Annotated in this window: 11 protein-coding genes; 3 read left to right on the top strand and 8 right to left on the bottom strand. The window is 66.6% G+C overall.

Annotated features, from left to right (window positions below):
• Window positions 1-9: 9 nt before the first annotated feature.
• Window positions 10-870 (top strand): alpha/beta hydrolase, encoded by an 861-nt coding sequence (locus E0702_RS04660; RefSeq protein ID WP_132041820.1) that lies wholly within the window; start codon window positions 10-12, stop codon window positions 868-870.
• 85 nt (window positions 871-955) lie between these two features.
• Here E0702_RS04660 and E0702_RS04655 read toward each other — a convergent pair whose 3' ends face one another.
• From E0702_RS04655 to E0702_RS04635, 5 genes are all read right to left on the bottom strand, one after another.
• On the bottom strand, window positions 956-1,636 hold the full coding sequence (locus E0702_RS04655) for an ABC transporter ATP-binding protein (protein ID WP_132041819.1): 681 nt from the start codon (window positions 1,634-1,636) through the stop codon (window positions 956-958).
• Window positions 1,637-1,641: 5 nt separating this feature from the next.
• Window positions 1,642-2,385, bottom strand: coding sequence for an ABC transporter ATP-binding protein (locus tag E0702_RS04650; RefSeq protein WP_132041818.1), 744 nt, complete (start codon window positions 2,383-2,385; stop codon window positions 1,642-1,644).
• Entirely contained in the window at window positions 2,378-3,346 is a 969-nt protein-coding gene (locus E0702_RS04645) for a branched-chain amino acid ABC transporter permease (RefSeq protein WP_306766902.1), read from the bottom strand. Before E0702_RS04645 ends, E0702_RS04650 begins: the two co-directional genes overlap by 8 nt.
• 73 nt (window positions 3,347-3,419) lie before the next feature.
• Window positions 3,420-4,340 (bottom strand): branched-chain amino acid ABC transporter permease, encoded by a 921-nt coding sequence (locus E0702_RS04640; protein WP_132041816.1) that lies wholly within the window; start codon window positions 4,338-4,340, stop codon window positions 3,420-3,422.
• A gap of 194 nt (window positions 4,341-4,534) precedes the next feature.
• Window positions 4,535-5,677, bottom strand: coding sequence for an ABC transporter substrate-binding protein (locus tag E0702_RS04635; RefSeq protein WP_132041815.1), 1,143 nt, complete (start codon window positions 5,675-5,677; stop codon window positions 4,535-4,537).
• A gap of 228 nt (window positions 5,678-5,905) precedes the next feature.
• Here E0702_RS04635 and rsd point away from each other — a divergent pair, with 228 nt between their 5' ends.
• Window positions 5,906-6,406: a sigma D regulator gene (gene rsd / locus E0702_RS04630; protein WP_132041814.1), complete on the top strand. Its 501-nt coding sequence runs from the start codon at window positions 5,906-5,908 to the stop codon at window positions 6,404-6,406.
• A gap of 9 nt (window positions 6,407-6,415) precedes the next feature.
• Here the strand turns inward: rsd and E0702_RS04625 are convergent, their stop codons facing one another.
• Window positions 6,416-9,493, bottom strand: coding sequence for an efflux RND transporter permease subunit (locus tag E0702_RS04625; RefSeq protein ID WP_132041813.1), 3,078 nt, complete (start codon window positions 9,491-9,493; stop codon window positions 6,416-6,418).
• A gap of 1 nt (window position 9,494) precedes the next feature.
• Window positions 9,495-10,625: an efflux RND transporter periplasmic adaptor subunit gene (locus tag E0702_RS04620; protein ID WP_132041812.1), complete on the bottom strand. Its 1,131-nt coding sequence runs from the start codon at window positions 10,623-10,625 to the stop codon at window positions 9,495-9,497.
• A gap of 231 nt (window positions 10,626-10,856) precedes the next feature.
• Here E0702_RS04620 and E0702_RS04615 point away from each other — a divergent pair, with 231 nt between their 5' ends.
• On the top strand, window positions 10,857-11,831 hold the full coding sequence (locus E0702_RS04615) for a malate dehydrogenase (RefSeq protein ID WP_132041811.1): 975 nt from the start codon (window positions 10,857-10,859) through the stop codon (window positions 11,829-11,831).
• 216 nt (window positions 11,832-12,047) lie between these two features.
• Here the strand turns inward: E0702_RS04615 and E0702_RS04610 are convergent, their stop codons facing one another.
• Window positions 12,048-12,704 (bottom strand): HAD family hydrolase, encoded by a 657-nt coding sequence (locus E0702_RS04610; protein WP_132041810.1) that lies wholly within the window; start codon window positions 12,702-12,704, stop codon window positions 12,048-12,050.
• Between the last annotated feature and the right edge of the window lie 161 nt (window positions 12,705-12,865).

Below are 12,865 nucleotides of genomic sequence, written 5' to 3'. Positions count from 1 at the left end.
AGAACCGTCATGCTCTACCGGGACTTCGCCACCCAGGAAACCATCGACGCCGCCTATGATCCCATGCGTGGTCGCGACGGGGCGGCGCTGGTCGCCGACTGGCGGGCGCGCAGCGAGGCTTCACGGGTCCGCCACCGCGTCTCCCTCGATGTGCCCTATGGGCCGAGCCTGGCCGAACGGCTGGATATCTACCATGCCGAGGGGCTCAGGCAGGGCGAGAGGGCGCCGCTGCATCTCTTCTTCCACGGTGGCTACTGGCGCTCGCTCGACAGCCATGAGTTCGGCTTTATCGTCGATGACCTGGTGGCGTCCGGCATCACGGTCGGCGTGGTCAACTACGCGCTCTGCCCGACGGTGCGCTTCGGCGAGCTGGTGCGTCAGGCACGGGCCGCGCTGGTCTGGGCCTGGCGCCATGCGGATGAATTGAACTGTGACCCCGCCGAGATCAGCGTCTCCGGCCACTCCGCCGGTGGCCACCTCAGTGCCATGCTGCTGGCCACCGACTGGGCAGGGGAGTATGGCCTGCCGGAAAGCCCGCTGCGCGGGGCACTCTGCATCAGTGGTCTCTATGATTTGAGGCCATTTCCCTGGTCGTGGTTGCAGCCCAAGCTACAGCTCGATGGGCGCGACGTCGCGGAATTCAGCCCCACCTTCCTGCCCTGCCGGGTACCCACACGGGTCAGCCTCATCGCGGGCGGCGAGGAGTCCACCGAGTTTGCCCGCCAGATGGAAGCGTATGCCACCCATCTGGAGAGACAGGGCATCGGTGTGGAGCACGCCGTGCTGCCCGACGACGACCACTTCTCGATCCTCGAGCACTATCTCGATGGCGGGTGCCTGGCCGAGACGATCAAGAGATTCCATCGTTAGCGGGTGCAAGGGGTGCCTCCCAATGCTCACTGCCGAACGGTTTCACGGCGCGATGCGATGGACCCGAGAAAGGGTGTGCGAGTTATCACACCCCCAGATAGCGGTCGCGAAGCGACTCGGTGAGTGCTTCGGGCGCGCCACTCCAGGCGCTGCGCCCCTTCTCCAGCAGCACGCAGTGATCGGCCATTGGCAGCAGCTCCGACAGTGTCTTGTCGACAATCAGGATCGCCTGGCCCTGAGCCTTGAGGCGCCGGATGGCGTGCCAGATCTCCTGACGAATCACCGGGGCGAGTCCCTCGGTGGCCTCGTCGAGCACCAGCAGGCGTGGGTTGGTCATCAACGCTCGGCCAATGGCCAGCATCTGCTGCTCGCCGCCGGAGAGGGTCGCGGCGGATTGACGGTCGCGTTCGCCCAGGCGCGGGAAGAGCCCTTCGACCCTCGCCAGCGTCCACTCACCGGGGCGCGCGGCCACCAGCAGATTTTCGCGCACCGTCAGGTTGGGAAAGCAGCGTCGCCCCTCTGGCACCAGCCCCAGTCCCAGGCGAGCGATCCGCTGGGGCGGTAGCCGGCGCAGATCATGCCCCTCGAACAGGATGTTCCCGGCATGGGCCGGGGTCAGGCCGAAGAGCGAACGGATGGTGGTGGTCTTGCCCATGCCGTTGCGCCCCATCAGCGCTACCATCTGGCCGGCCCGAACCTCCAGGTCCACGCCGAACAGGGCCTGGGCGGGGCCGTAACGGGTCTCGATGGCCTCCATCTTGAGCATCAGGGTCACTCTCCCAGATAGGCGTCGCGGACCCGCGGGTCGCGACGGATGGTATCGACATTGCCATGGGCGATGACCCGGCCCGCGACCAGCACCGAGAGGCGTTCGGCGAGCCGAAATACCGCCTGCATATCATGCTCGATCAAGAGGATGGGCACCTCCTGCTTCAACGACTCGAGTAGTTCGGTGAGCCGGGCCGAGCCCTCGGGTCCCAGGCCGGCCATGGGCTCGTCCAGCAGCAGGGCGCGGGGCTCGAGGGCCAGGGCGCAGGCGACCTCCAGGGCGCGGCGTTCCCCGTGAGATAGCGCCGCCACCGGCGTCCAGGCGCGATGCTCAAGCCCCATGCGGGCGAGGGCCGCCATGGCGGGCTCCAGCAGGCGACGGTCGCGGTGAACCGGCGTCCAGAACCGGAAACTATGGCCACTCACCGCCTGTACGCCGATCATCACGTTACGGATCACCGTCAACGGTTCGGCCAGCGACGAGACCTGGAAGCTGCGGCCCAGCCCCCGTCGGGCACGGGCGGCGACGCTCAGCTCGGTGACCTCCTCGCCGTCGAGCAGCACGCGCCCGGCGTCGGGGCGCAGGTTGCCGGCGATCTGGGCGATCAGCGTCGACTTGCCGGCCCCATTGGGGCCGATCAGGGCATGGATCTCGCCGCGACGCAGGGTGAGCGAGACATCATCGGTGGCCGTCAGGGCGCCGAAGCGCTTGTGCAGCCCCTCGAGAGTCAGCACCGCCTCACTCATGGGGCTCTCTCCCAGGGCTCTCACTCCCGTCCAGCCAGCCCATCACGCCGTGACGGGCGAACAGCACCACGCCGAGCAGCACCAGGCCGAGAAACAGCTGCCAGTACTCGGTCACTCCACCGAGCAGGGTCTCCATGCCGATAAACAGCACGGCCCCGGCCAGGGGGCCGTAGAGGCGGCCGACCCCGCCGAGGATGACGATCACCATCAGCTCGCCGGACATGTGCCAGCTGAGCATGCTGGGGCTGACGAAGCCGTTGAGATCGGCATACAGCGCACCGGCCAGGCCGGTGATCACCGCTGAGACCACGAAGGCCAGCAGGCGGATGGGGTAGGGGGAGATGCCGGCGGTGGCCAGGCGGGTCTCGTTGAGCCGTGCCATGGTCAGCGCCGCACCGAAGCGTGAGCCCATCAGCCGCGAGGTGAGCGCCATGGCCAGCACCAGGCCGGTGAAGCAGATCAGGAAGAAGGTCAGCGGGTCCTGGGTGTCGAGTCCAGGCAGTTGGTTGCGCAGGTAGATGGGCAGGCCATCCTGACCGCCGTAGGTGGGCCAGGAGTTGGCGAAGTAGTAGACCATCTGGGCGAAGGCCAGGGTGATCATGATGAAGTAGACCCCGGAAGTGCGCAGCGAGACGGCACCGATCAGCAGCGCCAGCAGGCCACAGGCGAGCATCGCCAGCGGCCACAGCACCAGCAGGTTGTCGCTGCCGGGCAGCAGGCCCATGAAGGCGGTGGCATCGAAGGCGTGGTAGGCGCCGATGCCGGCGATATAGCCGCCGAGGCCGAAGTAGGCGGCGTGACCGAAGCTGATCATGCCGCCATAACCCAGTGCCAGGTTGAGGCCTACCGCGGCCATGGCGATCAGCGTCAGGCGTGAGGCGAGGCTCACATAATAGGGGTGCCCCAGCAGGTCGGCGGCCACCGGCAGTACCAGCAGCAGGGCGAGCATAAGGAGTTGCACCACGCCTCGTCGGCCGAGGCGGCGAGGCGAGGAGGGGGACGGGTCCTCGAGAGCGGTGCTGGAAGGTGTCGGGTCAGTCATTGACGGTGAAGAGTCCCTTGGGCTTGAAGGCCAGGATGACGGCCATAAGGATATAGATCAGCATCGAGGCGAGAGCGGCACCCACATCGGTGGCCTCGGAGGGGGGCAGGAAGCCGCGGAAGAACAGCGGCAGGAAGACCCGGCCCAGGGTATCCACTACCCCGACCAACAGGGCGCCCAGCAGCGCGCCCTTGATGGAGCCGATACCGCCGATCACGATCACCACGAAGGCGAGGATCAGCACCGGCTCGCCCATGCCCACCTGCACCGACTGCAGCGCTCCGACCATGGCCCCGGCCAGGCCGGCGAGTCCCGCCCCGAGGGCGAAGACCGCGGTGTAGAGGCGGGAGATATCGATGCCCAGAGCGCCGATCATCTCGCGGTCGCTCTCCCCGGCGCGCACGCGCATGCCCAGCCGGGTCCGCGAGATCAGCAGATAGAGCCCCACGGCCACCGTGATGCCCACGCCGATGATCACCAGCCGGTAGAGCGGGTAGCGGGCGTCGCCGGGGAGGGTGACATAGCCCGAAAGCCACTCCGGCGTGCTCAGCCACAGAGGCGAGGCACCGAACAGCCAGCGGGTGCCCTCGGAGAAGATCAGGATCAGGGCGAAGGTGGCGAGTACCTGATCGAGATGCGAGCGGTGGTAGAGGCGGCGGATCACGATCAGCTCCACCAGTGCCCCCACTGCGGCGGCCCCGAGCAGCCCCGCCCCCAGGCCGAGCATAAAGGAGCCACTGGCGGCGGTGACCGCGGCGGTCAGGTAGGCCCCCACCATGTAGAAGGAGCCGTGGGCCAGGTTGATCAGCCCCATGACCCCGAACACCAGGGTCAGGCCACTGGCCATTAAAAACAGCATGGTGCCCAGCTGCAGGCCGTTGATCAGTTGTTCGAGAAACAGGGTGGCTGACAAGCGCTTAAATCCGTGAGTGGTGAGTGGTGAGCGGTGAGTGGTGAATGGTGAGTGGTGAGTGGTGAGGCGTAAGGAGTTACCCCTCACCAGCCGCGCAGCGGCGCTTACCCCTCACTCCTCACAAGCGAAGCGCTTACCACTCACAAGCGCGAAGCGCGCTCACCCCTCACCAGCCGCGCAGCGGCGCTCACCTCTTACATCTTGCAGTCGGGATAATAGATATCCTGGATATCCTCGACGGCGATATCGAGCAGGCGGTTGGTCGGCTCGCCATCCTCGCCGGCGACCACCTCACGCACATAGATATCCTGGATGGGGTGCTGATTGGGGCCGAAGCGGAATTCACCGCGCACCGAGTCGAAGTCCGCCTCACGCAGCGCCTCGCGGAAGGCGTCCTGGTCGTCGGGATGGGCCTGCTCCAGGGCGGAGAGGATCAGGTTGGCGGTATCGAAGCCCTGGGCGGCATACAGGGTCGGCATGCGATCGTAGGCTTGCTGGAAGCTCTCGACGAAGGCGCGGCTGGTGTCGTTGTCCAGGTCGTAGGCCCACAGCGACGTATTCCTGGCGCCGATGGCGGCCTCGCCCACCGCCTTGATCAGGGTCTCGTCGAAGGAGAAGGCGGCGCCGAATACCGGCAGGTCTACCCCGGCGTTCTGCCACTGCTTCATGAAGGAGATGCCCATGCCGCCGGGCAGGAAGAAGAACAGGCTGTCGGCATCGCTGGCGCGGATCTGGGCGATCTCGGCGGCGTAGTCGGTCTGGCCCATCTGGGTGTAGAGCTCGTCGGCGACCTCCCCTTCGTAGAGGTGCTTGAAGCCGGCCAGGGCATCGGTGCCTGCCGGATAGTTGGGGGCCATGATCAGCGGTCGCTCATAGCCCTGCTCCTTCATCCAGGCCCCCATGGCACCATGCAGATTGTCGTTCTGATAGGCGACGTTGAAGTAGTTCTCGTGGCACATCCGGCCAGCGAGGGCCGAGGGGCCGGCATTGGGCGACAGGTAGAACGTTCCCTGGCGCACCACGGAGGGCACCACGGCCATGGCCAGGTTGGACCAGATGATACCGGTCATCAGGTCCACTTCGTCGCGCTGCATGAACTCGTTGGCCAGGTTGCGCGCCAGGTCCGGCTTGCGGGCATCGTCCTTTACCAGCACCTCGATATCGTCGCGCCCCGACTGCTCGATGGCCAGCAGGAAGGCATCGCGCACATCGACACCCAGGTGCGAGCCACCCCCGGAAAGGGTGGTGATCATGCCGATCTTGACCTCTTCGGCGTGGGCGGTGGCAAGGCCGGTGGAGAGCAGCAGGCCGAGACCCAGGCGAGCGAGCTGTTTCATGAAGAACCTCAGGAGTAGCGTGGTGTTGTTGGCATCGACATAGACTACCAAGGAAACATGATCGTAAGGCAATGGAATATGGTCGCAATGGTCCTCTTGACGATGAGGGCCCTGCGCGTTTATTCCGACAGGATTGACAGCCCACCTCGGTAGCGCGACTCTGTTGCTGACCCGGCCGGGCGCTGGACGCCCTCGGTACCTTGCTCGACCCAACGAACGGAGGCCCCCATGCTGGAAGACTGCAAGAGCGCTCTTGAGCGCTGGGGTGGTGTACACAAGTTGATCGATCGCTGGCTGGATCAGCGTCGTGAGCTGCTGGTCGACTTCGTCGAGCTCAAGGAGATCAGTGATGCCGAGCTGGAAGCGGTCACCAAGGAGCGCATCGATGTCTTCAGCGAACTGCTGATGGACTATATCAGCGCCGGCCACTTCGAGATCTACCCTCAGTTGCGCGAGGAAGCCCGTGCCTTCGAGGATGACTCGGCGCTGGACCTGGCCGATCGCCTGCTGGAACGTCTCGAGATGTCCACCGGGCTGGTGCTCGACTTCGATGCCGAATATGCCAGCCCGGGCCGTGTCCGCCAGAATCTCGGGCGCCTGCCCGCCTGGCTGGAACGCCTGGCCCACGGCCTGAGCGAACGCTTCGCCCTGGAGGATGAGCTGATCGGCCGGATTCACGCCCGCCATGCGCCGGATGCGGCCCGGGCCGAGGCCGCCTCCCGCCCGTAGGAGCGCGATTTATCGCGCGATAGTTTTCGTTCGGTGCTCGAAGCGTCCGCCAAGCACCAGCATGCACGGCGTCAGCAGCAGCGTCAGCCCGGTGGCGAAGGTCAGTCCGCCGGCGATGGCGCTGGAGAGCTGGGTCCACCACTGGGTGGAGGGGGCGCCGATCCCCAGGCTGGGGGCGAACAGGTCGACGTTGATCCCCAGTACCATGGGCAGAAGGCCCAGCACCGTGGTGACCGCGGTCAGCAGTACCGGTCGCAGGCGCAGGCTACCCGCCTCCAGGGCGGCATCGAAGGGCGCCAGCCCCTCGTCGCGCAGCTGGTTGTAGGTGTCGATCAGCACGATATTGTTGTTCACCACGATCCCCGCCAGGGCAATGATGCCCATCCCCACCATCACGATGCCAAAGGGCTGGGCGTTGGCCAGCAGCCCCAGCAGCACGCCTGCGGTGGAGAAGATGATCGCCGAAAGCACCAGCCCCGCCTGATAGAAACTGTTGAACTGGGTCACCAGGATCAGCGCCATCAGCCCGATGGCGACCATAAAGGCGCCCGCCAGGAAGCGGCTGGCCTCCTGCTGATCCTCCTGCTCTCCGGCAACATTCACCTGCACCCCCTCGGGCGGCTCACCCGCGGCCTCGAGCAGGGCGCCCAGACGCTCGTCGGCGCCGGCATCGGGCGTCACGTCGGCCTCGAGAGTAATGGCGCGACGCCCATCGATGCGGTGCAGGGTGCCCACCTTGGGTGCCGGCTCCACCGAAACGAAGTGCGACAGTGGCACCTGGCCCCGGGAGGTATTCAGGCTCAGCCGGCTCAGCTGGTCGAGGGTGCGGTCGCCTTCCGGCAACCGGATCCGGATATCGACCTCGTCGTCGACCCCCTCGGGGCGGTAGCTGGCGACCTGAACGCCGGTGGTCAGCAGCTGCACCGCGCTGCCCACGCTGCTGACGTCGGTGCCGAAGCGTGCCGCCGCCTCGCGGTCGACGATGACCCGCCACTCCACTCCGGGCAGGCTGCGATTATCCTCGATATCGCGAAAGCCCCCCAGCTCGTTCATCAGCTGGCGTAGCCGCTCCACCGCCTGGTCGGCCAGCTTCGGCGTCTGGCCGCTGATTTCCAGCACGATCGGCTTGCCCTCGCCGGGGCCCATCTGCTGTTCGCGGAACTCCAGTGCCAGGCCGGGCAGGCCGGCGGTGCGCTCACGCATCTCGGCGAAGATCTCGGTCAGCGGGCGGCGGCGGTGCCAGTCGATCAGCTGGAACTGCAGCACGCCGATGACGTCGGCGCCGAGCTGCGTGCCGGGGTTGGCGAAGGAGCGCGCATAGAGCGCCTCGACCTCGCTCATGCCGGCCAGCCGGGCCTCTACCCGCCGCACCATGGCGTCCTTCTCCTCGATGGAAAAGTCGCCGCGGGTGCGCACCACCACCTGGGCGGAGTCGGGTTCCACGCTGGGAAAGAACTCCACGCCATGATTGAAGCGTGCATAGGCGGTATAGATCAGCGCCATCAACAGCAGCGTGAACAGCAGGGTCAGTGCCGGGTGGGCGAGCAGCCGCGACAGGGCGCTGCGGTAGAGGCGGCCGCCGGCGGTGGCTCCAAGCGGTGCGGCATGAGACGAGGCCTGGCGGGCGCCGAACACGCCACCCAGGGTCGGCAGAAACACCAGGGCCATGGCCAGGGAGGCGAGCAGGCACAGAATCACCGTGGCCGGCAGATACTTCATGAATTCGCCGACGAGGCCCGGCCAGAACAGGAGGGGCATGAAGACCGCCAGGGTGGTGGCGGTGGAGGCGATCACCGGCCAGCTCATGCGACTCGCCGCCTCCAGCCAGGCCTGGCGGGGCGCCATGCCCTGGTGCAAATGCCGGTCCGCCAGCTCGCTCACGACGATGGCACCATCGACCAGCATGCCGGCCACCAGGATCAGCGCGAACAGCACCACGATATTGAGGGTGTAGCCCACCGCCCAGATCATCAGGATACCGCTGAGGAAGGCGCCGGGAATCGTCAGGCCGACCAGCATGGCGCTGCGCGCCCCCATGGCGGCCAGGATCACGATCAGCACCAGCACCACGGCGGTGACCACATTGTTGAGCAGCTCCGAGAGCATGTCCTCGACGAACTCGGACTGGTCGGTGATGGTGGTGATCTCGAGGCCCTCGGGGATCAGCCCCTCGGCCTGGGCGAACAGAGCCTGTACCTGCTCCACGGTGGCGATGATATTGGCGCCGGCGCGCTTGGAGATCTCGAGCACCAGCGCCGGTTGACCATCGATGCGGGCATAGCCCTCGGGGTCCTTGAAAGTGGGGCGGATGATGGCCACGTCGCCGAAGGTGACCACCCGGTCGGCATCCACCTTCACCGGCATGGCCATCACATCCTCCAGGGTCTCGATCACCCCGGGCACCTTGATGCCCAGCCGGCCGGCGCCGGTGTCCAGGCTGCCGGCGGCCACCAGGCGATTGTTGCGGCTGACCAGGTTGAACAGCGTGGCAAAGTCGACGCCATAGCTCTCCAGCACCAGGGGATCGACCACGATCTCGAGCAGCTCCTCGCGGTCGCCGCCGATATCCACCTCCAGCACCTCGGCGATGCCCTCGATCTCCTCCTGGATGCGTCGGGCGATGGCCACGCGCTCAGTCTCGGCTACGGATCCCGAGATGCCGATGGAGAGTACCGGGAACTGGCTGACATTGACCTCCACGACGCGGGGCTCGTCCGCCTCTGAGGGCAGCTCCGCCTTGGCAATATCGACCTTTTCGCGCACATCGGTGAGGGCCTGGTCGGCATCGAAGCCGGCGTCGAACTCCAGGGTCACCGAGGCATGGCCCTCGCTGGACTGGGAGGTCATCTTGCGTAGTCCCTCGATGCTGCGCAGCTCCTGTTCCATGGGGCGCACCAGCAGCCGCTCGCCATCCTCGGGGCTGACCCCTTCCAGGCTCATGGCGACATAGATGATCGGGATGGCGACGTCGGGGTTGGCCTCCTTGGGGATCGCCTGCCAGGCGGCCAGGCCCGCCAGCAGCAGGGCGCTCAACAGCATCAGGGTCGTGCGGGCACGTGCTTGAGCGGCCGCGATCAGCTGGCGCATCTTAGCGATTCCTTGTGCCGCTGGTGGGCTTTTCGCCGTTACCCTCAGAGGCATCGGGCGTGACCGGGGTGACGGGCTCGCCGACCTCCACCATGCCGGCCCCCAGGGTGATCAGCCGAACGGTATCGGGCAGCCCGGCCACCCGGGCGCTCTCGAGATCGGCGTCCACCAGCGTGACCGGGGTCTGCACCACCCGGTTATCAGCGTCGAGGTGCTTGACGGCCAACTCCCCGTCGGGATTGAGCGCCAGCAGGGCCGGCGAGAGGCGATGCACGCGACGCTCGGGCAGGGTGATCGCCAGGGTGGCACTGGCGCCGGCCAGGCGGCGTCCCTCGGGATTGTCGGCGTTGACCTCGACCCGGAAGCTGCGTGTGGCCTCATCGGCGCGGCGGGCTACCATGCTCACCTCCCCACTCAACCGCGAGCCATCCAGCAGCCGCAGCTCGGCGGGCTGGCCCGCCTCGAGGGCCAGGGCGTCCTGCTGCGGCGCCGACGCCACCGCGGTGAGCCGCGAGTCGTCTACCAGTCGCCCCCAGTGCTCGCCCGCTTGCAGCAACTCGCCGGGCTCAACATCGAGCCGGTCCAGGGTGCCGGAGAAGGGCGCGGTGAGGCGGGTGTCGTCGCGCTGGCGCCGCAGGACGGCCAGCTCCGCGGCGGCAGCGCTGACATTGGCCTTCAGGCGCAGGTAGTCGGTGCGCGAGATCAACCCGCGCTGGCGCAGGGAGTCGGCGCCGGCCAGTTCGGCCCGCGCCAGCGTCAGGGCATCCTCGGCCTGGGCCAGCCGCGCGGGCAGTTCCTCCTGGGCCTGTTCGAGCAGCAGCTCTCCTGCCTCGACCGAACTGCCCTCCGCCACCGGCAAGGCGGCCACGCGCCCGGTGTGGCGCGCGCGCAGCTCCAGCGTGCGGTGCGCCTCCAGCTCGCCCTGCAACACCAGGGTGGGGGCATGGGTCTCGGCCTCACGGAGCGCCACCTCCACCCGGGGCGGCTCGGCGTCTGCCTCGGCGGCCGAAGGGGGCTCCGGCGGCGCATCACGAAAGCCCTGAATGTCACCCAGCAGCAACCAGGCGAGCAGCAGGATGACCAGTCCGATGGCGAGCAGGGCGGGGAGTGGCGGAAGGCGGTCGCGGGGCATGCGGGTGGTCCATCAACGAGCATGAAGCCGCCAGCATACTATTCCCGGGAGCTATTCTCATACACTCGTTTGTCGCACCCTGCTTGCTCACTCCTCACCTTTGGTGCATTGAGTTTTGTGCACTGCAGGCATACCATCTTGGCGGTTTGTTTTCAGGCCAGAGCGGGCTCGTTGCCCGCCCGGCTCGTCCTCACGGCGACAACCCGCGCGTTGACAACCCAAGGAGCCACCATGAAAGAACCCGTTCGCATTGCCATTACCGGCGCCGCCGGCCAGATCAGCTACTCCCTGGCCTTCCGCATCGCCTCCGGCGACATGCTGGGCAAGGACCAGCCGGTCATCCTGCAGCTGCTCGAGATCACCCCGGCCATGGACGCCCTGAACGGCGTGGTCATGGAGCTCAACGACTGTGCCTTCCCGCTGGTGCAGGAGATCGTCGCCACCGACGACCCCAATGTTGCCTTCAAGGACGCCGATTTCGCCCTGCTGGTGGGAGCGCGTCCGCGTGGTCCGGGCATGGAGCGCAAGGACCTGCTGGAAGCCAACGCCGCGATCTTCTCCGTGCAGGGCAAGGCCCTGAACGATAATGCCAGCCGTGATGTGCGGGTGCTGGTGGTGGGCAACCCGGCCAACACCAACGCGCTGATCGCCTCCTGCAACGCGCCGGACCTGAACCCGGGTCAGTTCACCGCGATGATGCGTCTGGACCACAACCGCGCCAAGACCCAGCTGGCCCAGAAGGTCGGCAAGCATGTCACCGACGTGGAGTCGATGATCGTGTGGGGCAACCACAGCGCCACCCAGTACCCGGACCTGGCCCACTGCAAGGTGGACGGCAAGGCGGCCCTGGAGCTGGTCGATCAGGCGTGGTACGAGAACGACTTCATCCCCACCGTGCAGCAGCGCGGCGCCGCCATCATCAAGGCCCGTGGTGCCTCCTCCGCGGCCTCCGCAGCCTCGGCGGCCATCGACCACATGCGTGACTGGGCGCTGGGCAGCGACGGTATCGTCAGCATGGGTATCCCCGCCGACGGCAGCTACGGTGTCGAGCCGGGCATCATGTACTCCTACCCGGTGGTGTGCAAGAACGGTCAGTACGAGATCGTGCAGGGCCTGGAGATCGGTGAGTTCAGCCGCGAGCGCATGAACGCCACCGAGCAGGAGCTGCGTGAAGAGCGTGCCGCCGTGGAGCACCTGCTGGGCTAAATCCAGCCATACGCCTTACGCGGTAAGCCGCAGGTGCGCAATTTATCGCGCGAAAAGCCCCGCCAGGTTCTTTTCCTGGCGGGGCTTCGTGTTTTTCTGATCTCTACGGCGGGCTATGGCGCCATCCATGTAAGAGCGCGATTTATCGCGCGATAGGCGTGGCTGAAGTTCTCGCCGGATAAATCCGGCTCCTACGTCTGATCCGGCGCAGCCGGATCAATCGCGCAGGCTCATGATCCGCCAGCCACGGGCCTCGGCGGCCTCGCGCAGGGTGTCGTCGGGGTCGACGGCCACCGGGTACTCCACCACCTCCAGCAGCGGCAGATCATTGTGAGAGTCGCTGTAGAACCAGGCCTCGTCGAGGGTCAGGTCCTTGTCGCTCAGCCACTCATCCAGGCGCTTCACCTTGCCCTCGCGATAGCTGGGCGTGCCGCTCACCCTGCCGGTGTAGTGGCCGTCGATGATCTCGGGCTCCACTGCGATCAGGTCATCGACCCCCAGACGCTCGGCGATGGGGCCGGTGATAAAGCGGTTGGTGGCGGTGATGATCAGCAGGGTATCGCCCCGTGAGCGGTGGCGGGCCAGCAACTCCTCCCCCTTGGGCAGGATATTCGGCTCAATCTTGCTGACCATGAACTGTTGGTGCCAGGCGGCGAGCTGTTCCGGGCTGTTCTCGGCCAGGGGCCTGAGCGCCACCTCGAGAAACGCCTGCATGTCCAGATTGCCGGCCTCGTAATCGGCCAGGAAGCGGTCGTTGGCCTCACGGTAGGCCACAGGGTCGACGGCGCCCTGCTCGAGCAGGAACTCGCCCCAGGCATGGTCGCTGTCGATCGACAGCAGCGTGTTGTCCAGGTCGAAGATGGCCAGACTCACAGAGACTCTCCAGGGTTGCTGACGGGATGGAAGCAAAGCCGGCGATTATGGCAGATGCCGTGTTCCGCTGCATCTTGCGGCACAAGGCGTATTGATTCCCCATTCCCGGATAGCAGCCATTACATAGCAAGGCCTTGAACGAAAAAGGCGCAGCCTGTTGG

Source organism: Halomonas marinisediminis, assembly GCF_004347715.1.
Taxonomy (GTDB): Bacteria; Pseudomonadota; Gammaproteobacteria; order Pseudomonadales; family Halomonadaceae; genus Halomonas; species Halomonas icarae.
Note: the sequence above shows the minus strand (reverse complement) of the source record. Positions and strands in the feature narration are given on the sequence as shown.

Excerpts from the sequence above, each read along its gene's own strand:
- E0702_RS04660 (WP_132041820.1), top strand. The coding sequence starts at position 10 with ATGCTCTACCGGGACTTCGCCACCCAGGAAACCATCGACGCCGCCTAT.
- E0702_RS04655 (WP_132041819.1), bottom strand. The coding sequence starts at position 1,636 with ATGCTCAAGATGGAGGCCATCGAGACCCGTTACGGCCCCGCCCAGGCC.
- E0702_RS04650 (WP_132041818.1), bottom strand. The coding sequence starts at position 2,385 with ATGAGTGAGGCGGTGCTGACTCTCGAGGGGCTGCACAAGCGCTTCGGC.
- E0702_RS04635 (WP_132041815.1), bottom strand. The coding sequence starts at position 5,677 with ATGAAACAGCTCGCTCGCCTGGGTCTCGGCCTGCTGCTCTCCACCGGC.
- rsd (WP_132041814.1), top strand. The coding sequence starts at position 5,906 with ATGCTGGAAGACTGCAAGAGCGCTCTTGAGCGCTGGGGTGGTGTACAC.
- E0702_RS04625 (WP_132041813.1), bottom strand. The coding sequence starts at position 9,493 with ATGCGCCAGCTGATCGCGGCCGCTCAAGCACGTGCCCGCACGACCCTG.
- E0702_RS04620 (WP_132041812.1), bottom strand. The coding sequence starts at position 10,625 with ATGCCCCGCGACCGCCTTCCGCCACTCCCCGCCCTGCTCGCCATCGGA.
- E0702_RS04615 (WP_132041811.1), top strand. The coding sequence starts at position 10,857 with ATGAAAGAACCCGTTCGCATTGCCATTACCGGCGCCGCCGGCCAGATC.